This window comes from Cytobacillus oceanisediminis 2691 (assembly GCF_000294775.2).
Lineage (GTDB): Bacteria > Bacillota > Bacilli > Bacillales > Cytobacillaceae > Cytobacillus > Cytobacillus pseudoceanisediminis.
Window position 1 is genome coordinate 4,233,004 of record NZ_CP015506.1, and the last position, 23,210, is coordinate 4,256,213.

Below are 23,210 nucleotides of genomic sequence, written 5' to 3' on the forward strand. Positions count from 1 at the left end.
ATATGGACGACGGCAGCATGAGGAAAGTTACACTATACCATATTTGTTTAAGAGTCTGCAGAGCCAGATGGAGGATTTTCTTCATTATGATTATTGTTATAGATTTCTTTCACAATATCAGAAAAAAGCGGATTTACTCCTCCTGTGTCTTCAGTAACTTCCAGGTTTACAGCTACAAGGGCATATTTTGGGTTTTTATAAGGAAAATAACCCGCAAACCATTTATTGTGAAGCTGTTGCCCATCTGCCATAATACCTGTTTCTGCAGTGCCCGATTTGCCTGCAACCTCGTATGGAAGTTCTTTAAACCAGCGGCCGGTCCCTTCTTCATTTAATACTACTTCCCTAAGCAGCCTTTGAAGCTTCATAGCGGTAAAAGGGGCAATTTTATCTCCCTCCAGCTTCTGCTCCTTGAATTCTATAAGAGATGTACTGTTTTTATATTCTATTTTAGAAGCAACCCGGACCATTTCTTTATCTCCTCCTCTTGCTATAGTTGCCATCATGTTGGCAACAGCAAGTGGAGTGGCTCTCACTTCATGCTGTCCGATCCCTGTCAAGCCTGCAAAATTACTGTCTTTTTTTGCATCTTCTGACAGAAACACTCGTCCTTTTTCTTCGTCTTGAAGCTGTTTGAAATCATTAAAATGATAAATATCCCCCTGCCAGCTCACAGGACCCATTAATGAAAGTTTATCTGCATACTCCTCAAGGAGATCCGGGTTAATATCTTTTAGCTCCTTAGCAATGGAAGCAAATGTATTATTGCAGCTTCTGGCAAAGCTATCATTAAAATTCAGCATCCCATGCTGGTATTTAAGATCAGGCTCCCCGTTTATTTTCCTGCTGCAGTCAAATTGCCTTTTCGGATCGTCCAGACCTTGATCAATTGCCGCAGCTGCCACCACTGTTTTAAAAACTGATCCCATAATTTGCTGTTTAATCATATGATTTACTGTTCCGCTGCTTTCTTCATCAAAAGGATTATCTTTGTTAATGGATGGACGTGACACCATAGCCAAAACTGAATTAGTCTCTATATCAAGGAGGACAACTCCCCCTTTTTTAATCCCATGCTGATCAGCCAATTTTTCGGTCATCATCTGCAAATCGTAGTCCAAGGTTGTTTTAATATTGACCGGATAAAAGGGATTTGCCGGCTCAACATATTTTACATCAATCCCAAACAGCGGGCCGCCTGTCCCGTCCACATGATAAACAAGTTTTGATGCTCCTTCAGGAAGCAGAAACTCATCAAAACTTTTCTCCATGCCGGTAATGCCGATCATTGTGTCAGAAGACAGATCTTTGCTCGGATATCTTTCATTTAAAACGTTCTGATTTTGTCCAGTAATTCCAATAAGCTGGGCTGCAGGTTTTTCGGAACGGCTGTATTTCTTCTCAACAGCAAAGACACCCGGAATTTTCAATGCATTGATGTCCTCCATCTGCTCGAATGACAGCTGAATTGGCTCTGGGGTTCCAAAAGCAAAAGGCTCCTTTGCATTCTCAACTGAATGTCGCAAGGAATACTCCGAAGCACCTGTAATCTTAGATATCTTATTTATATCCCATTCCATTCTTGCAAGGAAGGGGAATAATATAAGAACAGATTTATTTTCAAATGTCATTGGGTTTCCGCTGCGATCCAGGAAATTCCCTCTTCCTGCATCAATAATCATTTCCTGGGAACGCTGGCGGACACTCGATTCCAATAAATTAATTTCTCTGTCTGTAAAATGCTCTGTTGAAACAAGCTGCAGCTGTATCAGTCTGCCCATAAGAAAACCAAGGACCATGAAACTAACGATTAGCCAGCCTACTGCTCTTTTTCTCCACATAAAAAACACCTCGTCAAAAGTCTTGACGAGGTTTTCTGATTTCAAACCAGCTATTCTTATTTAATGGAAACAATACGTACGTTCATTTCTCCACCCGGAGTCTGAACAGTCACTTCATCTCCAACTGTACGGCCAATCAGGCTTTTGGCAATTGGCGAATCATTTGAGATTTTCCCTTCAAATGGATCCGCCTCAGCACTTCCCACGATAGTGTAAGTTTCTTCGTCTCCATCTGGAAGCTCTACGAAAGTAACGGAACGGCCAAGTCCCACAATATCTCCGGCCATTTCTTCTTCTTGGATGATCTTTGCATTGCGGATCATATTTTCAAGAGTGGTAATCCTGCCTTCAACAAATGCCTGCTCTTCTTTCGCTGAATCATATTCTGAGTTCTCGGAAAGATCCCCGAAGCTTCTTGCGATTTTTATACGTTCAACCACTTCTTTGCGTTTAACCGATTTTAAATATTCAAGTTCCTGCTCAAGTTTTTCTTTACCTGCTTGTGTCATTGGGAAAACCTTTTCTGTAGCCAAAACCTTCACTCCTTCGAATTACACATCTTTAAAAGTATGTGTTCTATAATGTATGTACTTCTTTTTATCATATTTTTAGGAAAATGAACAGGAGCGCGTCCTTTGTTAAAGGGCGCGCAGATCATCTTTTTATGTTCACTGGCTCTGATAATTTTAAAATGCTGATCGCAAGCAACATAGCCATTCGGTAAAAGGATAAGTCCTATTGAACATTTTCAATGCTATTGTTTCATAAAAATGACTTTTGTTCAAGAATTGTTTGAATTTTTGTGACCATTAAATCGATGGCAACATAATTATGCCCGCCTTCAGGAATAATGATGTCAGCATATCTTTTGGTCGGCTCTATAAATTGATTATGCATCGGCCGTACCACATTTACATATTGTTCTATAACTGAATCCATGGTGCGTCCCCGTTCTTTTATATCCCTGAATAAGCGGCGGATAATACGCAGGTCGGCATCCGTATCTACATATAATTTCATGTCCATCAGATTACGGAGCCTCTCATCCTCAAGGATCAGAATGCCTTCTAAAATGATGACATCCTTTGGTTCGACTTCAATTACCTCTTCGGACCTTGTATGCATGGCATAATCATATACAGGCTTGTTAATCGGTTCATATCTCAGCAGGTTTTCAATATGTTCAATTAGCAGGTCGTTATCAAATGCAAGCGGATGGTCATAATTCGTTTTCAATCTTTCTTCAAAAGGCAGATGAGTCTGATCCTTATAATAATAGTCCTGTTCGATCATAAGGATTGAATGCCCTTTGAAACGATCATAGATCGCTTTGGTTACGCTCGTTTTTCCTGAGCCGGAACCGCCGGCCACCCCAATTACAACGGGTTTGCGTTTCATTGATTAGAGCTCCTTTCGCATCATGTTGTTAGGGTATACCGGCTTATCAACCTTAAATTGAACAATTTGAAGCGGATGGCGCGCTGCATCCAGCTCATTGCCTTTTTCATCCCATATTTTATCGATGACTTGTGTAAAATTGTCAATTTCCGGACCAAAGAATTCCACTTCTTCTCCAGGCTGAAATTTGTTTCTCTGCTGAAGGGTAACAACCTGTGTATCCGGATTGTATTCCAGTACAAGCCCAACGAAATCGATATTCGTCTTTTTGCTATGATTTCCAAACATTTGCTCTTTATACCCAGGAACCCCTTCAAAGAAAGCGGGAGCTGTTTCGCGATTAGCACATTTATCGAGCTCTACAAGCCATTCCTGCTTAATCTTGAAGTTATCTGGATCTGCACAATAGGCATCAATCACTTTACGGTACACGCTGACTACTGTTGCAATGTAATGAATGGATTTCATGCGTCCTTCTATTTTTAAGCTGTCGATTCCCAGTTCAATCATACGGGGAATTGATTCAATCAGCTTAAGATCTTTCGGACTCATGGCAAAAGGAGCATCTCCTTCGCTGTATAAAGGAACTTCATTCTCGCCTTCAAGCTGGTATAAATCATAATCCCAGCGGCAGGATTGACAGCAGCCGCCTCTGTTGGAATCACGGGCTGTCATATGATTGCTGAGTGTACAGCGTCCGGAGTAAGCAATGCACATAGCCCCGTGGATGAAGGTTTCAATTTCAATGTCTACCTTCTCCTTCATTTCTTTGATTTCCTCCGCACTTGTTTCACGCGCAAGGACGACACGCTCCAATCCTTCTTCTTTCCAGAACTCCACTGCTTTCCAGTTAGACAGGGACTGCTGCGTGCTTAAATGGACTTCTATCTCAGGTGCAACACGGCGGCAGGTTTCAATGATAAGCGGATCTGCTACAATGATTCCAGCTACTCCTGCTTCTTTAAGACCCAGCAAATACTCCTCAAGACCATCAATATTTTCGTTATGCGCGAAAATATTGGTTGTAACATAAATCTTAGCTCCGTATTTTTTGGCGAATTCCACGCCCTCTTTCATTTCTTCAAAAGTGAAGTTGCCTGCGTTCGAACGAAGGCCATATTCCTGTCCGCCAATAAACACGGCGTCTGCACCATAGTGGACGGCAATCTTCAGCTTTTCAAGGTTTCCTGCCGGAGCAAGCAATTCAGGCTTCTTTACAATAACCCTTTTGCCGTTGACAATTTCGGAAATTTTCTCTTTTACCGCTGCCATAAAGCTTCCTCCTCTTTCTTTTTAATTTAGTCAAATCAGTAGACGGTTTCTTTAAAGAAGAATCCTGTATCAAGCTTACGGTTTGCTGGCTGAATTTCTTCAATTTCAGCGAGTAGATCCTCTTTTATTTCATCGTATTGGTCCGGGTCTTCAACACATAGATCAATAGCTTTTCTGTAGAGCTTAGTGACTTCGATAATATATTCAGGACTTTTTAATACCCCGTCAATTTTAAATGAATCAACGCCAGCTTCAATCATTTCCTGCAGTTCATCAATAATGCAGATGTCATTAGGGCTCATGATATGGGTGCCATTTTCATCTTCAAAGATCGGGTATTTGTTTTCCCGTTCCTTATCGTGAAGGAACATATTTCTTTCCTGTTTACGGTTTTCAACTTCCAGAGCTTTTCCCTGGTATTCATAATAATTGCCAAGCAAGGAGCGCTTAGATTGGAACATTGCAGTCATGCCATGAACCTGCACTTCAATTTCCACTTCAGCATTTTCTTTTATTTCAATGATGGCATCCATATTAATCTCTCTTGCCAGGACTGCGCGTTTAGCACCTTTTCTGCCCCAGTAATTGCATGTATACCAGTTTGTTGCAGTAGTTTCAGTATTCCAATGAAGTTTCATATCAGGTGCAGCCGAGCGGGCTGCCATCAATACAGCAGGATCCCCAAAGATGATAGCATCTGCATTTATTTCTTTTAAGAAACTGATATAGCCCTCGAGTTCAGGCACTTTATCATTATGAAATAAAGCATTCATCGCTACATACACTTTTTTCCCATGCTCGTGGGCAATTTCCACCGTTTTTTGCACATCTTCCCTTGTAAATTCTCCTGCAAGCCTCAGTCCAAAACGCTGTTCACCTACAACAAAGGCATCTGCACCAGCTGACACAAGCTGCTCGATATCTTCAACTCTTGCGGGTGTTACTAAGAGTTCAGGTTTTTTCATTATGATCACCTCTTTTTACTAATTGCCACGCCATCCCCAACAGGCAAAATAACTGTGTGGTATTCAGGATGACTCATTAACCATTTATTAAAAACATCAATTTTTTTAACCAGATTCCGGATACGTTTATTTTCTATATCAGGTTCGCAAACAAGACCTTTAAAAAGAACATTGTCTGTAATGATTACGCCATCAGAAGAGAGATAGCGGGAATATAATTCAAAAAAACGCTGATATTGTCCCTTTGCTGCATCGATAAATATAGCATCATAGGGTCCATGTTTTTTGACATCCTCCTCAACTTCCAGAGCATCTCCCTTTATAATAAGGATTTGCTCCTTTTTCCGGGCTTCATCTATATATTGCTCGGCAAGCTGATAACGTTCAACATCGCGTTCAATTGTTACAATTTTCGCTTCAGGAACTGCAAATGCCATTCTGAGAGCAGAATAGCCAATTGCTGTGCCTACTTCCAAAATCGTTTTAGGCCTTTGGATGCGCAAAAGCTGAAGCATTGCCTCGATCCCTGCCAGTTCCATGATCGGTACATTATGTTCCCTGGCGAATTGCTCCATTTTGTCCAGTAACTGGGGTCTTTCAGGTATTATTTCCTCTATATATGCATGCAGCTTATCGTTCATCAAGCTGGCATCACCTCGTTCAGACGGAATTTTATTGTCAAGCTGCGGCTCCCAGGGACTCACAGGTCTCAGCCGCTTTTCTATTTAGACATGAAAAAATAGCGTTCACAGATAGGATGTGAAAATGCGCTGTGCGGCATTCCGGCTTAGGTGAGCCTGTATCCATGCTTGTCCGTGATTTACGCTATTGCAAAGCTATATCGCAGTCTAACGGACAATAAGACCCCACTCCAAGACTGAATGAAAATCAAAGAAGTATATGTGAGGTCAAACTGTCCGTAAAGGTACGAAAGAAGAACAAAGACTAAGATCGCCACGTCCTTCCAAAAGCTGCGCTTTCGGTCGTGCGATGTATCGCTGCCGTAGCTTTCCTTGTCCAGTGGCAATGTCTTTGTGACCCACATCCTGTGGGCCTCAACTAACAATTAGCGGGGATAAGGCCCCCACTAATTGAAGTTTCACTGTAATAAAACACCTGATCTATTTTACCATAATTAAAAGGGGAATGCTATATCTGCACATTCCCCTTTTTGCTGTTCAATTATTTGTTATATGCTGTGCTTTCTTTTGATTATGCTCATCCAGAGTTTTTGAGAAAAGCACTTCTCCTGTAGAGGTAGCCAGGAAATACAGGTAATCTGTCTCTGCAGGCACCAATGCTGCTTCAATCGATGAAACGCCGGCATTGGCAATTGGTCCTGGCGTCAGTCCAGGATACTTATAAGTGTTGTATGGCGAGTCGATCTCCAGGTCTTTATATAGGACCCTTGATTTATGCTCTCCATGTGCATACAGGACAGTTGGATCTGTCTGAAGCGGCATTCCTGTGTCTATCCGATTGTAGAAAACACTGGCAATCTGATCACGGTCTACTTTCGCCGTTGCTTCTTCCTCAATGAGCGATGCCATTGTCAATAATTTGTGCGGGGTGTATTCCCGCTGCTCCATGTCACCTCTATATTCATTAATAACTGATGCCGTTTTATCAAGCATAACTTTGACAATTTCCTCTATAGTCGGATCTTCTTTGTAAAAAGGATAGGTTGCCGGAAATAAGTATCCTTCAAGGGGATACTTAATATTTTGTGCAAGGATTTCCTTTGTCAGCAATTTAGGATATTCTGCCATTAACGACTCAATAAACGCTTTATCATTGAGTTTCTTCAAAACGTCTTCAGGTTTTTTATCAGTCTTTTCGGCAATAATTCCTGCAATTTGCTCAAGCTGTTTTCCCTCAGGAATGGTGATCTTGAAAGCCATTTCTTCCATAACTTTACCTGTTTTCAAGCTATCCAGGATTTCCTTCATATTCATGGAAGGCTTTAATTCATATTCTCCTGCCATGAATCCAGCTTCATTTTTAAATTTCACATAATATTTAAATACACGTGCATCCCTGATGATTCCATTTTCTTCAAGAACAGTGCCGATTCCTGTAACAGATGAACCGATTGGTATTTCTACTTTCTTTGGCTTATCATTGTCGGGATCAACAGGCTTTAAAGCTGAATTAATATAAAAATATCCGCCGCCAATCACTGCAGCAGCTGAGATTAATAATATGATTGCAACAATCATTACAATTTTCCGGACTACTTTCGCTTCCCCTTGGCGCTCAATCATTTTTTCGCGCATTATTTCTTTTTTCCCTTTTTTATCGTCTGCCGACATCACATATCCCCTCCGTTCCAAAGACGTTGGCTTCTTTTGCAAAAGACAGGCTAAATCATGATGTTATCCTGTAAATTAACCAGTATGCTTGCTTGCCAACAGGCCTAAGAATAATTCCTGATACATCTCGGCTTATTATACTATATTTTCTTTTGGAAGTCGCAGGATATTACAAAAACCAAAAAGATTCGCCAATTTTTTCCACATTTTTCACTCCTGATTTTATTAATTATGGTCCATCTGAACTAATATCAGAAATCCAGAGAAAATAAAAAAACTGGCCCGGGGGCCAGTTTTATTAATCTTCCTGCTCATCAAGGAATGTGTTAAGCATTTCTTCAATTAAATCCCATTCCTCTTCTGTTTCGATTGGCTGCAGTTCGCCGTCCTTGCTGTCTTCGCTTGGGCTGAATGCCGATGCATGAATTTCAATTTCTTCATCATCATTTTCATCTGCCCCCACTGGGTAGTACAGGACATATGATTTGCCGAATTCTTCGGAATCGAACGTGAACAATACTTCGCAAAGCTGCTCGTTGCCTTCCTCGTCAATTACAGTAATGTTGTTATCTCCATGGTTCATTTCTGTTCACCTCATTAAATTTGGCTATTTAAAAAGCCTTGTAAAATCATGACGGCTGCCATTTTATCAATGACCTTTTTCCGTTTCTTGCGGCTGACATCCGCTTCAAGCAAAACTCTTTCAGCTGCCATTGTAGAGAGACGTTCGTCCCATAATACGACTGGAAGACCAAATAGCTTTTCCAGCTCTGAAGCATAGAACTGGCTTGCTTCTCCGCGGGGGCCAATGGTTCCATTCATATTTTTAGGCAAGCCGACAACAATTTTACTGACTTCATGCTCTTTTATTATTTCACTAATTCTTTCAAAACCAAACTCTTTTTCTTCCTCGCTGATTTTGATGGTTTCCAAGCCCTGCGCTGTCCATCCAAACGCATCACTTAGAGCGACGCCGACTGTCTTAGAGCCGACATCCAGTCCCATAGTCCGCATGTTTACCCCTCACGCTGCTGTTTTAAGTATGATTTAACCAATTCTTCGATGATCTCATCCCGTTCAAGTTTACGGATGATATTGCGGGCATCCTTATGGCGGGGAATGTAAGCTGGATCCCCGGACAGCAGATAACCGACAATTTGGTTAATAGGGTTATACCCTTTTTCCTGGAGGGCCCCATAAACTTGAAAAAGAACTTCATTCACATCTTGTTCGATTGGTTCCTCAGGAAAATTGAACCTCATTGTTTTATCAAATGAGCTCATATCTTACACCTCGCTTTTCTGTATGAAGGATGAGGATAGCTTAAATGTGCCGGAACTGAAATCCGGTGAACAGCCAGCTTGTCCTGCTCTTCATAACGGTTTGGCCTGCCGCCTGAATATACAGAGCGATCAATAAATGATCTTGTTCGTGACAGGAAAACATGGTGAAGAACAAGCTGTTTCTTCCTGATGATGAACAATTTCTCTTGGTTACCTTCATTTTACACTACTTCTCAGGGATATCAAACGGATTTAACCCATTCTTCCACAAATTGCAGAGCACTTTCAAGTTTTTCCGGGTCTTTTCCGCCAGCCTGGGCCATGTCCGGACGGCCGCCTCCTCCGCCGCCGCATTTTGCAGCGACTTCTTTGACCGCTTTGCCCGCATGGAAACCTTTTTTGATAAGGTCATCTGTTACCCCAGCTATAATATTCACTTTACCCTCATTTACACTGCCTAATACAACAACTGCAGATCCGAGCTTTTGTTTTAAATCGTCGGCCATATTGCGCAGGTTATTCATGTCTGACGCCTGGACCTTCTCAGCAAGAACAGTAATGCCGTTGATTTCTTTTGCCTTTGATACCAGGCTCCCTGCTTCAATATTGCCCAATTTCGCAGCTAAAGATTCGTTTTCTCGCTGCAGCTGCTTCATTTCTCCAAGCAGCACATCAATTCTTGAAGATAAATCTTTTGGATTGGTTTTTAATTTGCCTGAAGCTTCTTTTAAAACATGAATCTGGTCGTTCATCAGCTTGTATGCAGCCTCGCCGGTTACAGCTTCAATTCTGCGAGTTCCTGCCCCAATTCCGCTTTCCGATTGAATCTTAAACAATCCGATCGAAGAAGTGTTCGGAACATGGCACCCGCCGCAAAGCTCAAGACTATAATCTCCAACCTGAACAACACGGACGATTTTTCCATATTTCTCTCCAAATAGTGCCATAGCCCCCATTGCCTTTGCCTCGTCAATATCTTTGAAATTGATATCAACATCAAGGCTTTCCCAAATTTGTTCGTTGACAATAGCCTCAATCTTCTCCTGTTCTTCAGAGGTAATTTGACCGAAATGAGAGAAGTCAAAGCGCAGGCGATCAGGGCCTACCAGAGATCCAGCCTGGTTGACATGGCTTCCCAATACATCTTTTAAAGCCTGATGAAGCAAGTGAGTTGCTGTGTGATTCTTGATTACCTTAGAACGTATTTGCTCATCTACCGAAGCCAATACAGATGCTTCAGCCTTCAGCGTCCCTTCTTCAATGACAGCTCTATGAAGGTTTTGTCCATTTGGCGCTTTTTGAACATCCTTAATGGAAACCTTTAAACCCTCTGCTTTAAGAGTTCCCTGGTCCGCAATCTGTCCGCCGCTCTCTGCGTAAAATGGTGTTTCATTCAGAATCAGCTGGACTTCTTCACCAGCATGGGCTTCATCAATTAGCTGCCCGTCTTTTACGATGGCTGCTACTTTAGCTGCTGTCTGAAGCTTATCATATCCAACAAATTCGCTTTCAATTTTCAGCTCACCTAATACGCCGCCTTGGACCTGCATGGAATCTACATCCTGGCGCGCTGAACGTGCACGCTCACGCTGACCTTCCATTTCCTTTTCAAACCCGGCATGATCCACTTTCATTCCTTCTTCTTCCGCATATTCCTCAGTTAATTCTACGGGGAATCCATACGTATCATAAAGTCGGAAGACATCTGCCCCCTGAATCGTAACACTGCCTTTTTCCTTTTCTTTCTTAATTACAGATGACAGGATGGCCAGACCTTCATGAAGTGTTTCATGGAAACGTTCTTCTTCATTTTTGATGACTTTTTGAATAAATTCTGTTTTTTCTTTTACTTCCGGATAGAAGTCATGCATTATTTCCCCTACTACCGGCACCAAATCATACATGAATGGCTCATTTATATTGATTTGCTTGGCATATCTGACTGCACGGCGAAGCAATCTTCTCAAAACATAACCCCGTCCTTCATTGGAAGGCAGTGCACCATCCCCCACTGCGAATGCTACTGTGCGGATATGATCAGCAATAACTTTAAATGCAACATCGGTTTCTTTAGAAGCTCCATATTTCTTGCCCGAGATTTCTTCTGTTCCTCGGATAATCGGCATAAATAAATCTGTATCAAAGTTTGTAGGCACATTTTGTACGACAGATGCCATCCGTTCAAGACCCATACCGGTATCAATATTTTTCTTTGGAAGAGGTGTATAGGTGCCATCCGGATTATGATTGAATTCAGAAAACACAAGGTTCCAAACTTCTAAATAGCGATCATTTTCACCGCCTGGGTATAGTTCAGGATCTTCCGGGTCATTTCCATATTCGGGTCCGCGATCATAGAAAATTTCTGTATTTGGGCCGCTTGGGCCTTCTCCAATATCCCAGAAGTTTCCTTCGAGGCGGATAATTCTTTCTTCCGGAACCCCCACTTTTTCCCGCCAGATTTTAAAAGCTTCGTCATCTTCGGGATGAATCGTAACAGATAGCTTTTCATCTTCAAACCCAATCCAATTTTTATCAGTCAAAAACTCCCAGGCCCAAATGATGGCTTCTTCTTTAAAGTAATCACCAATTGAGAAATTGCCAAGCATTTCAAAAAATGTATGGTGCCTTGCTGTTTTGCCTACATTTTCGATATCGTTGGTGCGGATGGATTTTTGGGCATTTGTAATCCTTGGATTCTCTGGGATGACACGGCCGTCAAAATATTTTTTTAGAGTGGCAACACCACTATTAATCCAAAGCAGAGAAGGGTCTTCGTGCGGAACTAGGGAAGCGCTGGGTTCAACAGCGTGTCCTTTCTCCTTGAAGAAGTCTAAAAACATTCGGCGTATTTCTGCACCTGATAATTGTTTCATACTAACCAGCCTCCTAAAATTATGTAAAAGCTTTTAAAAACAACAAAAAAAGCCCTCATCCCTGGACAGGGACGAGAGCTTGCTCGCGGTACCACCCTGATTATGGAAGTTTATGAACCAATGACCAGACCTTTATCCAGTTCATTAGGAAATCTCCCATCTCTCAGATCCTTAACGCGGATAAACGGCAGGGATTAGCTGCACTCGGGATTAGCTTTCTGTTATCCTTCATCTAGGAGTTCTTTCAGCCTGGGAACTCCCTCTCTTATGTGAATGCAATAGTAGCATTTCACGCAGATGGCCTATAACATACTTATTCCTTCAACATGTTTAATATAGCTTTATAGACGAATTATAGCGATTTATCTTTATTGTTGTCAACATCATGATGATGTTCCAGTGATTTTTGGCTGTTTATTTTTTGAAAAGTGTTTTTTCGCATGTATGATGCTTACTTTAATGACAGCTAAAATTGGAACTGCAATGATTAATCCCAATATCCCTGCTGCTTCCCCGCCAGCCAGCAAGGCCAGCATAATAAGAAGCGGATGCATATGAAGGCTTTTTCCAACAATGAGGGGTGATAGGATATTCCCCTCAAGAAACTGAAGAACAATAATGATGCCAATCGTAATCACGATCATCTTGACCGATAAAGCAGAGGCAATGATTACAGCCGGTACCGCTCCAATAATTGGGCCAAAATAAGGGATTACATTAGTGACCCCTATAATAGTGCCAAGCAAAAGAGGGTAGCGCATATCAAAGATCCAGAAAAGCAGAGAAGAAATGGCCCCGATGGCCGCACATACCAAAAGCTGTCCTCTAATATAGCTTCCCAGGGACTTATCTACATCTCTTAAGAATAAGACGCCTTCCTTTCTCCATTTCCTTGGCGTCAAATACCAGGCAGCCTTTTTCATAATCGAAAAATCTTTAAGCAGATAAAAAGAAATGAAGGGAATAACAGCGATAATCACAGCATAATTCAATACATTAAGAAAAAATGTGATTACCTTTGATAAAAGATTATTCAACCGTTTCTCCACCGCTGCAATGAAATCATCTATCCTGGTTTGCAGGCCATCAGGCCATGTTGATGTTTTACTCTGAATAAGGTTTATCCATCCCCGGTACTGATTGGCAAATTGAGGAGCATTTTCCGCAAGATCACGCAATTGGTGAATAAAAGCCGGAATCCCTTTATATAAAGCAAGGCTGATTCCTCCGAAAAATAAAAAATATATAATAAAAACGGCAAGCCCCCTATGAAGGCCAGTTTCATGCAATTTCTCCACAATCGGGTGAAGGAGATATGTAATAAATGCTCCAATAACAAACGGTATGAATACCGCAAATAAGATTTCCAGTACAGGCATCCATAATGCCTGAAGCTTTAGGAAGACTAAAATCACAATAAACAAGAGAAGCAGAAATCCAAGCCGGTAGTACCATTTCATTTGAATATTCAATATGGCCCGCCTCCTTGTTTTTATTGTGATAGGTTCCTGGGGATTTATACATGTGCTTAATAAGATAAGCGCAAGACATTTGTACATGAGAGGAAATCAGCCATTCCATTACACAAAAAAGCTGGCCCTTTTTAAGAACCAGCCCCAAAATCATTTTTAGAATAAAGCTTTCGTTATTTTTTTTGCATGCGTTTCATTTTTCGGCCTGATATCATATTATTTTTTTGGGCGTAATTATAAGCCGCCATACCTGCACCAAGCATCATTGCAGAGGTTAATATTTTGTTCAATCTGCTCACCTCTTTCGTCCAAAATTACGAAAGATACCTGCGCTCATCTTCTTCAAATAAATCATCAAGGGAGCTAAGTGTACCATCTTCCTCTACCTGATGGGTATTAATAACCCCCTTGGCCAAGGAAAGTTCTATAAAGCAATTCCAGCAGTAATATTGGTTAATTCCAATTTTTCCAATATCTTTGCTCTGGCAATTTGGACATTTCAGCACGGAAAAGACACCTCACTATTTTACATTTACAATTATGGCGTCTTTTCCTATTGCAGGCGGGTCATCGGTTTTTATGACACGTTTTCCTTCCAGCACATCTGAAAAGAAGCCATCCGACAGTTCGTACCCTACAATCGTGCCCAATTCTTCCCTGAAGTATACATCCTCAAGTAAGCCCAGCCGTTCACCTTCCTGGCTCATAATCATTTTGCCTGTTAACCGGTTATGGGTCTCACATGTATAATCCTCATGTTTTGGAATTGCTTGCAGAACAGAGGAATCTTCAATCATTACTCCATCCCAGCCAAAAGATGTTACGTCCTCAATATTGATGATATATGTCTTTTTCAGAAGAGCGCCCTTTCGCAGCAGTAATCCCTGTACTTTACCGGTGCCTGTGATGGATAAATCACAAATATCGCCTGCTTTATTGCCGGTTTTCAATTCAAAAACCGGCAAACCCTTTAATAAAGAAAATGTCCGCAAAGAGAATCCCGCCTTCCCGAACATTTTTAGTTTTCACTGTCCCTTAAAAAACATGACGAAAAACCTTTGCCATGGGAGCCAAAACATTTTTTCTTTCCCTTTTACTTGCCAGTATATCTCGGCTTATTAAAGCGCTCATTACGCTCTCCACCATCCGAAAGTTCCTCTGAAAATTCATAATCCGGCTGCTGCGGCTTTTTACGCCGTTTCACACCATGGAGATTGAGAAGAGAGGTTCTGCTTTTATTATTCATGTTCACTGCTCCTATATATAAATTTATAATCAAACGACTACACAGTGCTTCTATTGCCAGGATTATTTATTTCCCCTTTGGCTGAATCTTTCTTAGTATCCCCTTTAACCAGGTCAGCGCTGGAGGTTAGATTGGAGGCTGACAGCTCTTCTGAAGCCATATTGTTGTTTGGTGCAGCTTCTTCATTCCACTTTCCCATGAAATCCCCCCTCGAAATCTGATGGTATACAAAAAGAACAGTCTGTTATTAAGACTGTTCTTTTTAGCTATATTCTTTTTCCATAAAATCATACGGTGTTATATTTCCCATTCCTATCATTGGATCGGCTTGGAGAAGCCTTTCTTCAAGGGTTAAGGTTTCAGGCAGGGATAACTCTGCTGTATCTTCCTGTATTGTTTCACCATTTAATGGAATGGCATCTCTAAGCTTTTCTGAAAGAGTTGTCAGTCGGGCCTGTTCATCCGCACGTTCCACACCGATTTTCAACGCATCTTCTTCACCGCACAGTATCAAAAACTGTCTGCTGCGGGTAATGGCGGTATAAAGAAGATTTCTCCTAAGCATCCTGTAATAGCTTTTAACAATTGGCAAAATGACGATAGGGAATTCACTTCCCTGGGATTTATGGACTGAACAGCAGTAGGCATGTGTGATCTGATTAAGATCCTGCCTTGTATAAGTAGCTTCTGCACCATCGAAGGATACGACAATCATATCCTGTTTTTCCGTATTTTCCTTTGCGTAAAAAATAGAAACAATCTCACCCATATCCCCATTAAACACATTATTCTCAGGCTGATTGACAAGCTGAAGGACTTTATCGCCGATTCTGTATTTCACATCACCGAAGGACAGCTCTTTTCTCGTTCCATCAGGATTTGGATTTAGTATTTCCTGCAATATTTCGTTTAGCCTGTCAATTCCTGCAGGTCCGCGGTACATAGGGGCAAGCACCTGAATATCTTTTGAAGAATAACCTTTCTTCTTGGCATTCAGAACAACTTTTTCAACAACATCCGCAATTTGGCCCGGCTGGCATTTGATAAAGGAACGATCTGTCTGCTGTGCAGAAATGTTCGCCGGAAGTTTGCCTTTTTTCATTTCATGAGCCAATTCAATGATTGAGGATCCTTCAGCCTGCCTGTATATATCTGTTAAACGAACGGTAGGAATACGTTCTGAACGCAAAAGATCTTTTAAAACCTGGCCTGGCCCCACTGAGGGCAGCTGATCTTCATCCCCCACAAGGATCACCTGCATATTTTCAGGGAGAGCCTTGAAAAGCTGATTAGCAAGCCAAACATCAACCATTGATGTCTCATCTACAATTAAAATCCTGCCTTCCAATGGACTCTCTTCATGCCGGTCAAACCCTTCGGTCCCATTCCAGCCAAGCAGGCGGTGAATGGTTACCGCAGGCAGCCCTGTTGACTCGGCCATCCGTTTTGCAGCCCTTCCTGTAGGCGCAGCCAGCAGGAAGGGAAAAGGCTCTTCCTTTTTATAGTCTTTTGGCTCCAGGGAGCAGCCATGCAGTTCGGCATATAACTCAACAATTCCTTTAATAACGGTTGTTTTTCCTGTACCAGGGCCGCCAGTCAGTATCAGCATAGGAGACATAAGAGCTGTTTGAATGGCTTCTTTTTGGGTCGGGGCGTACTGAACACCCAGACGTTCCTCCAGATTGCCAAGGGCCAAAAGAAATTCCGACTCCGGAAACTGTTCATCATATTGTGTTTGCTTAAGGATCCGTTTAATATTGGTTACAAGTCCCTTTTCAGAAAAGTAAAGGGATGGAAGGTATATTTTTTGGCCTTCAGCCATGATTTTCCCTTCCTCTTCAAGCTTAATCAGTTCATTGGATATATCCCTGTATTCAATGCTATCACGCTTATTTTCTTCTAAAAGCTTCTTCACACTTTGCAGAAGAGGTTTTGCTTCAGTATAAACATGGCCTGCCTGCATGCTTTCCATTTCAAGTATGTAGAGGCAGGCTGCTTTAATACGATCAGGATGATTACCTGATATGCCGATTTGATATCCCAGTTCATCTGCACGGCCAAAGCCGACTCCTTCTATATCCTCAACCAGCTTATACGGATTGCTTTGGAGGACTTCAATCGTCATTTCTTTATATACTTGATAAATTCTCATGGAAAGCTGCGGACCAAAACCATATTGATTTAGCGCAATCATGGCTTGCTCAAGGCCTTGATGTTCCATAAGCGTGTCGTAAAGCAATTTTGCTTTTTCAGGTGACAGTTTTGGAACCTTATCGAGAAGAGACGGCTGATTCAGAATGCGTGTAATCGCATCTTCGCCAAGTGTTTCAACGATTTGCTCGGCGGTTTTCTTTCCAATCCCTTTAAATAATTCGCTTGATAAATAATTGGCTACACCTTGTTTGGTCTGGGGAAGATCTTTCCGGTAATGGCTTGCGTGGAATTGGACACCGAACTTAGGGTGATCCTTGAATTCACCGTAGAAAATATACGTTTCCTGCTCATGCATCTTTGGCAGATAACCTGTAATGACCGCTTCTTTTTCATCATAAGAGTCATTCGTTTCATCAACCCGGATTCGCACAACCGTATATAAGTTTTGCTCATTATGAAAGATTGTGACAAGATGTCTGCCTTTTATGAACTTTCCCTGTTCGGCAAAAAGATCCATGGAATCCTGTTTCTCCATTTCCTTATCCTCCCCATAATACATTTAGCTCAAGTCACTGCCGCCTTTTTCAATCAGCTTTTTTCCATACCCGGCAAGCATATGGTCCGGCTGAATTTCCAGTGCCCTATTAAAGTAAGAGAGTGCTTCATTTTCCTGTTCTTTAAATCCATAAGCTACTCCAAGGTTGTAATAGGCATCTGCATGCTCCGGCTCAATTTCAATGCACTTTTTCATCTGCTGGATTGCTTCATCAATATAATCGAGCTGCGCAAGGCATAATCCATATTGAAAATGTGCTTCGGCATCGTTTTCATTCAGCTCCACACTGCGCTGCAAATAAGGCAAAGCCAGTTTACCCTGGTCAAGTGCTGTTAGGGACATACCGAGCATGAAGAAGTTATCTCCAGTTTCCAGGCCTTTTTTCAATGCTGTTTCAAACATCTTTTTGGCTTCGTCAAAATGCTGCAATTCATAATATAAGTTTCCCGCACTGTAATACGCAGCTGCCGCGTTTTCATCAAGTCCTATTGCTTTTTCATACAACTTCAGCGCTTTTTCGTTTTCCCCTACAGCTGATAGCACATTTCCAAAGTTAATATAGGAAACAGGATCAGAAGGATTTTCTTCAATTGCTTCCATAAAAACCTTCGCTGCTTCTTCCCATTTTCCTTCTTGCATATATTGAATACCCATTTGGTTCTTATCCATTATTCATCACTCCATTCAAATCAAAGTATAGCATATTTGAATTTTCATTTTCCGCTGCCCGCTATTTCCATAATAAAACCCCGATTCTATGTAAGAATCGGGGGCCCGTCTTTTCTTAACCCACATAATCCAGCTGTTTGCCATCTTTGAATATTTTATCAATTGTTCCGCCGCCAAGACACTCGTCTCCATTATAAAAAACAACAGCCTGCCCCGGGGTAACAGCTCGGATTGGCTCGTCAAAAATAACTTGTACTTTTCCATCTCCAAGAATCTGAACCTTTACTCTGCTATCAGCCTGGCGGTATCTGAACTTAGCCGTACATTCAAATTCCTGCGGCTGTTCTGAATCGGTAACCCAGCTTGCATTAACAGCAATAATGGAGTCTGAATAGAGCATTTCATTGTGGAAGCCTTGTCCAACATACAAGACATTCCGCTTCAGGTCTTTACCGATTGCAAACCATGGTTCACCTGCTCCGCCAATGCCAAGTCCATGTCGCTGCCCAATGGTATAATACATCAGACCATCATGCTTGCCGACAATCTTTCCGTCCATGGTTTCCATGTTCCCTGGCTGAGCGGGAAGGTAATTTCCAAGGAACTCCTTGAAGTTGCGTTCACCAATAAAACAGATGCCCGTGCTGTCTTTCTTTGCTGCAGTTGCCAAACCGGCATCCTTTGCCAGTTCTCTCACTTTTGATTTTTCAATGTCGCCAATAGGAAACATAACTTTTTCGAGTTGATCCTGTGTTAACTGATTCAGGAAATACGTTTGATCCTTATTATCATCAAGGCCTCTTAGCATTTTGTATTCGCCATCCCTGAATTCCACGCGTGCATAGTGGCCAGTAGCCAGGTAGTCTGCGCCAAGGCTCATAGCGTGTTCAAGGAAAGCCTTAAATTTTATTTCCTTATTGCACATGACATCAGGATTGGGTGTTCGTCCTGCCTTGTATTCTTCAAGGAAGTAGGTAAACACTTTATCCCAATATTGCTTTTCAAAGTTTACTGCATAATAAGGAATTCCGATTTGGTTGCATACCCGGATGACATCATTGTAATCCTCTGTGGCGGTACAAACACCGTTCTCGTCGGTGTCATCCCAGTTTTTCATAAAAATCCCGATCACATCGTACCCCTGTTCCTTCAGAAGAAGGGCTGCAACAGAAGAATCAACGCCTCCGGACATTCCGACCACTACGCGGGTATCCTTTGGATCTTTTTTCATCTCTATTTCACCTCAATTCTAAACGCTTAGACTTGCACTTTTTTCAAATATCCTATCTATTTAGCCAGCCGCTTCACGATTTTAGCAGTCTGTTCTGCAGCACTTTCAGCTTGTTCCTTTGTATTAAAGAGGCCGAAGCTGAAACGGATGGAATTTTGCAGTTTGTCTGATCCTTTTCCAAACATACTGACAAGGACGTGGGATGGATCGATGGAGCCTGCAGTACAGGCCGATCCGCTTGATGCTGCTATTCCAGCCAAATCAAGATTAACTAGCATGGCTTCAACATTTGTTCCGGGAAAGCTTAAGTTTAAAACATGAGGCAGGGAATAATCAAGTGATCCGTTCAGTTCAAAAACAGCACCTTCCTGCTTCAGTTTATTCATGAACAGCTTCCTTAAAGAATGCAGCTCTTCCCGCTTAGTTTCCATCTCCTTCTGAGTGATCCGAACAGCCTCCTCGAAGCCTGCAATAGATGGAACATTTTCAGTTCCTGCCCTGCGCTTCCTTTCTTGTTCACCGCCAAAAAGCCGTGAAGAAAGTTTCACATCAGGATGGGCGTATAAAAAGCCGATCCCTTTTGGGCCATTAATTTTATGGGCGGAGACGGAAAGCAAATCCACTTTCAAGTCCTGCACATCAATTTTTTCAAGCCCGTAAGCCTGAACAGCATCGGTATGGAATTTAGCAGGATGCTCCGCCAATAACTCGCCTATTTCCTTAATCGGCTGAAGGGTCCCTATTTCATTATTTCCGTACATAATGGTTACAAGAATGGTATCCTCCCGCAAAGCATCTTCTACTTCCTTTACCGAAACACGCCCATTTGGATCAACAGGCAAATACGTTACCTCAAAGCCCTGTTTTTCAAGCTCCTCACACGCATGCAAAACCGCATGATGTTCAATTTGGGTTGTGATGATGTGTTTGCCCCTATCGCGGCAGGATTCAGCTGTTCCAAAAATCGCATGATTATCAGCTTCTGTACCGCCGCTTGTAAAAATAATGTCATTGGCTTTAGCACCAATACTGTTTGCTAAAGCAGACCTTGCTTCATCGACAATATGGCGTGCACTCCGCCCGAAATAATGAATGCTGGAAGGATTTCCATATTCAGATGTCATGACTTCAGTCATCCGTTCAATCACTTCCGGATGCATTGGCGAAGTTGCTGCATGATCAAGGTATATTCTTTCCAATTTATCTCACCTACTTCATTTCGTCCTGCTGCTTGTATTTTCCACATGAATTATTCCCTGATTAAGGACTAAATATAAAACATATAAGCATCTGATTCGCCGGTATCTGTATGGCTGGCAAGATCTTCAAGCGTTGTGTTATCAAGCACATCTTTCACAGCATCACGAATACGCATCCATAGTTCTTTCTTTGCAGGCTCTTCATCTTCAATTCCTTCCACTGGACTGATCGGCCCTTCCAGAACTCTGATGATATCCCCGGCAGTAATTTTTGTAGGCTCTTTCCCTAAAATATATCCGCCGTATGCACCTCGGATGCTTTTAACAAGCCCTGCGTTCCGAAGCGGCGCTATAAGCTGCTCGAGATAGTGCTCAGACAGGTCATTCGTCTGGGCAATCGATTTTAACGAAGTGGGACCCTCCCCATGCTTTTTGGCTAATTCAATCATTATAGTTAACCCATAACGTCCTTTAGTAGATATTTTCATCAGCTTGCACCTCTATCCTTTTCTTTAAGCATTTGATTCGCATAGATATCCTTTTCTCTAAGTTTTGCCAAAAATCGGTCAGTTAAAGCCTGACACTGCGGCAAAGCAGCACCGACAATTGGCCCGACTGCAAGACTTAGCACAATTGTGCCCCAGAATACAGGGCCCCCAAGCTGCCATCCAACAGTCAGTACAGCAATTTCCATTAAAGCTCTGACATTTCTGACTTTCCAGCCGGTTTTTGCTGTTAATGCAATCATCAGGCTATCCCTTGGCCCAGCTCCGAGCTGAGCCGAAATATACAGCCCCATTCCATAGCAATAAACAACTATGCCAAAACCAAACATGGCCAATTTTCCCGCCAGCCCATCAGGGGTCTGCATAAATGGCAAAAGCAGATAAGCGTCAATAAACAGTCCGATCAGGACCATATTCAAGAAAGCACCGACTTGTGGAAGTTCCTTTGAAATAAGGGCTGCAGCAGCTAATATGAATATCCCAACAATAATGGACCAGCTGCCTATCGTCAGGCCCAGCTGGTAGTAGAGTCCTACATGCAGAACATCCCAGGGGGTTGCCCCTAAATCAGCTGTAATTAACAAAACAATCCCCAGGCTCATGACAAGCAGCCCTATTAGATAAATCAAAAACCTGGAACCGATTTGCCCTTTATTTTTCAGTATCATGTGCCCCAACGCTCCCCGCAAGACCTGCAAATATATATGAAGTTTAAATCCTTAGTAATATTATAGACTTTTGACATTATAGCATATTTTAGGAGGAAAAGGGGCGGGCCGGGATTGGACTCAGTACAATCCCGGCTGTGGCCTAATTGATTTCGCAGCTGGAAATGTTATGGTATCTTAAATAGAAAGCGAAAACTTTGCTGAAAATTGATAGGCAGACTGAAGGCTGCCAGCAAAAGGCTGGAGTGATAACTTTGAACATTAAACCTCTTGCATTCCGGATGAGGCCTAGAACGATTGATGAAATCATTGGCCAGGAGCACCTTGTTTCTGAAGGAAAAATTATCCACCGCATGGTGCAGGCTAAGCAGCTGTCATCGATGATTCTGTACGGCCCCCCAGGTATAGGCAAAACTTCGATTGCAAGTGCCATTGCAGGGAGCACCAAATACGCTTTCCGTACTTTAAATGCTGTGACTAACAATAAAAAAGATATGGAAGTGGTAGCGGCAGAGGCCAAAATGTCCGGAAAGGTGATTCTGCTGCTGGATGAAGTCCATAGACTTGATAAAGGCAAACAAGATTTCCTGCTGCCCTATCTTGAAAATGGCAGCATCACTTTAATTGGCGCCACAACCAGCAATCCATATCATGCAATTAACCCGGCTATTAGAAGCCGATGCCAAATTTTCGAACTAAAGCCGCTGTCTGCTGATGATATAAAAAAAGCACTGACAAGGGCTTTACTGGATAAGGAACGAGGCCTTGGCAATAGACAAACTGAAGTTACCGATGATGCACTTACACATCTTGCCACCGCTTCAAATGGTGATGTCAGAAGCTCGCTAAATGCATTGGAATTGGCCGTCCTTTCAACTAAAGAAGATGAAGAAGGAATCATTAAGATTGATTTGTCTGTTGCCGAGGAATGCATTCAGCGCAAAAGCTTTACACACGATAAAGATGGAGATGCCCATTACGATGTCTTATCCGGTTTTCAAAAGTCCATTCGCGGAAGCGATGTAAATGCGGCATTGCACTATTTAGGAAGATTAATTGAAGCAGGCGACCTGCAAAGCATAAGCAGAAGACTTTTGGTTATTGCCTATGAAGATATTGGACTGGCATCGCCGCAAGCCGGAGCCAGAACCCTTGCAGCTATAGAAACAGCTGAAAGGATTGGATTCCCGGAAGCAAGGATTCCGCTTGCAAATGCGGTTATTGAGCTCTGCCTCTCTCCAAAATCCAATTCAGCATACACAGCATTGGATTCCGCAATAGCGGATATCCGCGCAGGCAAAAGCGGTGAAGTCCCTGATCACTTGAAGGACGCCCACTACAAAGGAGCAAAAGAGCTTGGCAGGGGCATCGGATATTTATACCCTCACGATTATGAAACAGGCTGGGTCAAACAGCAGTACTTGCCTGACAGAATTAAAAACAGGGTATATTATCAGCCTAAGAAAACAGGCAAATTCGAACAGGCATTAGCATCTGTCTATGAAAAACTTCTTAAATAGCAAAAGGTCTGGCAGCAATGCCAGACCTTTTGCTATTTGGGC

Annotated in this window: 25 protein-coding genes; 1 reads left to right on the forward strand and 24 read right to left on the reverse strand. The window is 42.2% G+C overall.

The features are described 5' to 3' along the window. Positions 1-47: 47 nt before the first annotated feature. The 24 genes from A361_RS21345 to A361_RS21445 form a co-directional block, all read right to left on the reverse strand. The gene (locus A361_RS21345; RefSeq protein ID WP_019382888.1) at positions 48-1,841 is read right to left on the reverse strand and encodes a peptidoglycan D,D-transpeptidase FtsI family protein; all 1,794 of its coding nucleotides are present in this window, start codon (positions 1,839-1,841) and stop codon (positions 48-50) included. 56 nt (positions 1,842-1,897) lie between these two features. Continuing rightward, the gene (greA, locus tag A361_RS21350) at positions 1,898-2,374 is read right to left on the reverse strand and encodes a transcription elongation factor GreA (protein ID WP_009333053.1); all 477 of its coding nucleotides are present in this window, start codon (positions 2,372-2,374) and stop codon (positions 1,898-1,900) included. A gap of 229 nt (positions 2,375-2,603) precedes the next feature. After that, entirely contained in the window at positions 2,604-3,239 is a 636-nt protein-coding gene (gene udk / locus A361_RS21355; protein WP_009333054.1) for a uridine kinase, read from the reverse strand. Between the two features lie 3 nt (positions 3,240-3,242). Further along, positions 3,243-4,511: a peptidase U32 family protein gene (locus tag A361_RS21360; protein ID WP_009333055.1), complete on the reverse strand. Its 1,269-nt coding sequence runs from the start codon at positions 4,509-4,511 to the stop codon at positions 3,243-3,245. Positions 4,512-4,546: 35 nt separating this feature from the next. After that, positions 4,547-5,476 carry a peptidase U32 family protein gene (locus tag A361_RS21365; protein WP_019382889.1) on the reverse strand — a complete coding sequence of 310 codons (930 nt, stop codon included), beginning with the start codon at positions 5,474-5,476 and terminating at the stop codon, positions 4,547-4,549. A 5-nt stretch (positions 5,477-5,481) separates the two neighbouring features. Then, on the reverse strand, positions 5,482-6,117 hold the full coding sequence (locus tag A361_RS21370) for an O-methyltransferase (RefSeq protein ID WP_009333057.1): 636 nt from the start codon (positions 6,115-6,117) through the stop codon (positions 5,482-5,484). 537 nt (positions 6,118-6,654) lie between these two features. Continuing rightward, positions 6,655-7,788, reverse strand: coding sequence for an endolytic transglycosylase MltG (mltG, locus tag A361_RS21375; RefSeq protein ID WP_019382891.1), 1,134 nt, complete (start codon positions 7,786-7,788; stop codon positions 6,655-6,657). Positions 7,789-8,086: 298 nt separating this feature from the next. Continuing rightward, entirely contained in the window at positions 8,087-8,371 is a 285-nt protein-coding gene (locus A361_RS21380; protein WP_009333059.1) for a DUF1292 domain-containing protein, read from the reverse strand. Positions 8,372-8,385: 14 nt separating this feature from the next. Further along, entirely contained in the window at positions 8,386-8,802 is a 417-nt protein-coding gene (gene ruvX / locus A361_RS21385; RefSeq protein WP_026041800.1) for a Holliday junction resolvase RuvX, read from the reverse strand. A 2-nt stretch (positions 8,803-8,804) separates the two neighbouring features. Next, the gene (locus tag A361_RS21390) at positions 8,805-9,071 is read right to left on the reverse strand and encodes an IreB family regulatory phosphoprotein (RefSeq protein ID WP_009333061.1); all 267 of its coding nucleotides are present in this window, start codon (positions 9,069-9,071) and stop codon (positions 8,805-8,807) included. Further along, complete coding sequence (locus A361_RS30310; protein WP_019382892.1) at positions 9,068-9,271, reverse strand: hypothetical protein; 204 nt, start codon at positions 9,269-9,271, stop codon at positions 9,068-9,070. The genes A361_RS21390 and A361_RS30310 overlap by 4 nt, the downstream gene beginning before the upstream one ends. 42 nt (positions 9,272-9,313) lie before the next feature. Then, positions 9,314-11,947 (reverse strand): alanine--tRNA ligase, encoded by a 2,634-nt coding sequence (alaS, locus tag A361_RS21400; protein WP_019382893.1) that lies wholly within the window; start codon positions 11,945-11,947, stop codon positions 9,314-9,316. 383 nt (positions 11,948-12,330) lie between these two features. Then, on the reverse strand, positions 12,331-13,419 hold the full coding sequence (locus tag A361_RS21405) for an AI-2E family transporter (RefSeq protein WP_019382894.1): 1,089 nt from the start codon (positions 13,417-13,419) through the stop codon (positions 12,331-12,333). A 173-nt stretch (positions 13,420-13,592) separates the two neighbouring features. Further along, complete coding sequence (locus A361_RS29540; protein WP_236887920.1) at positions 13,593-13,718, reverse strand: YrzQ family protein; 126 nt, start codon at positions 13,716-13,718, stop codon at positions 13,593-13,595. 15 nt (positions 13,719-13,733) lie between these two features. Continuing rightward, entirely contained in the window at positions 13,734-13,925 is a 192-nt protein-coding gene (locus tag A361_RS21410) for a hypothetical protein (protein WP_009333064.1), read from the reverse strand. Between the two features lie 15 nt (positions 13,926-13,940). Next, positions 13,941-14,411: a PRC-barrel domain-containing protein gene (locus tag A361_RS21415; RefSeq protein ID WP_009333065.1), complete on the reverse strand. Its 471-nt coding sequence runs from the start codon at positions 14,409-14,411 to the stop codon at positions 13,941-13,943. Positions 14,412-14,512: 101 nt separating this feature from the next. Continuing rightward, positions 14,513-14,665, reverse strand: a complete 153-nt coding sequence (locus A361_RS30615; protein ID WP_009333066.1) for a hypothetical protein — start codon at positions 14,663-14,665, stop codon at positions 14,513-14,515. Between the two features lie 37 nt (positions 14,666-14,702). Next, the gene (locus tag A361_RS30620; protein ID WP_019382896.1) at positions 14,703-14,864 is read right to left on the reverse strand and encodes a hypothetical protein; all 162 of its coding nucleotides are present in this window, start codon (positions 14,862-14,864) and stop codon (positions 14,703-14,705) included. Positions 14,865-14,927: 63 nt separating this feature from the next. Then, positions 14,928-17,354, reverse strand: a complete 2,427-nt coding sequence (locus A361_RS21420; protein ID WP_019382897.1) for an ATP-dependent RecD-like DNA helicase — start codon at positions 17,352-17,354, stop codon at positions 14,928-14,930. Positions 17,355-17,378: 24 nt separating this feature from the next. After that, the gene (locus A361_RS21425; protein WP_019382898.1) at positions 17,379-18,044 is read right to left on the reverse strand and encodes a tetratricopeptide repeat protein; all 666 of its coding nucleotides are present in this window, start codon (positions 18,042-18,044) and stop codon (positions 17,379-17,381) included. A 115-nt stretch (positions 18,045-18,159) separates the two neighbouring features. Then, a complete protein-coding gene (gene mnmA, locus A361_RS21430; protein ID WP_019382899.1) occupies positions 18,160-19,275 on the reverse strand; it encodes a tRNA 2-thiouridine(34) synthase MnmA in 1,116 nt (371 codons plus the stop codon). 56 nt (positions 19,276-19,331) lie between these two features. Continuing rightward, complete coding sequence (locus tag A361_RS21435; protein ID WP_019382900.1) at positions 19,332-20,474, reverse strand: cysteine desulfurase family protein; 1,143 nt, start codon at positions 20,472-20,474, stop codon at positions 19,332-19,334. Positions 20,475-20,542: 68 nt separating this feature from the next. Continuing rightward, entirely contained in the window at positions 20,543-20,962 is a 420-nt protein-coding gene (cymR, locus tag A361_RS21440) for a cysteine metabolism transcriptional regulator CymR (protein WP_019382901.1), read from the reverse strand. Then, positions 20,962-21,648 carry a YczE/YyaS/YitT family protein gene (locus A361_RS21445; RefSeq protein WP_009333073.1) on the reverse strand — a complete coding sequence of 229 codons (687 nt, stop codon included), beginning with the start codon at positions 21,646-21,648 and terminating at the stop codon, positions 20,962-20,964. The genes cymR and A361_RS21445 overlap by 1 nt, the downstream gene beginning before the upstream one ends. Before the next feature lie 254 nt (positions 21,649-21,902). Here A361_RS21445 and A361_RS21450 point away from each other — a divergent pair, with 254 nt between their 5' ends. Further along, entirely contained in the window at positions 21,903-23,168 is a 1,266-nt protein-coding gene (locus A361_RS21450; RefSeq protein ID WP_026041801.1) for a replication-associated recombination protein A, read from the forward strand. Positions 23,169-23,210 lie beyond the last annotated feature (42 nt).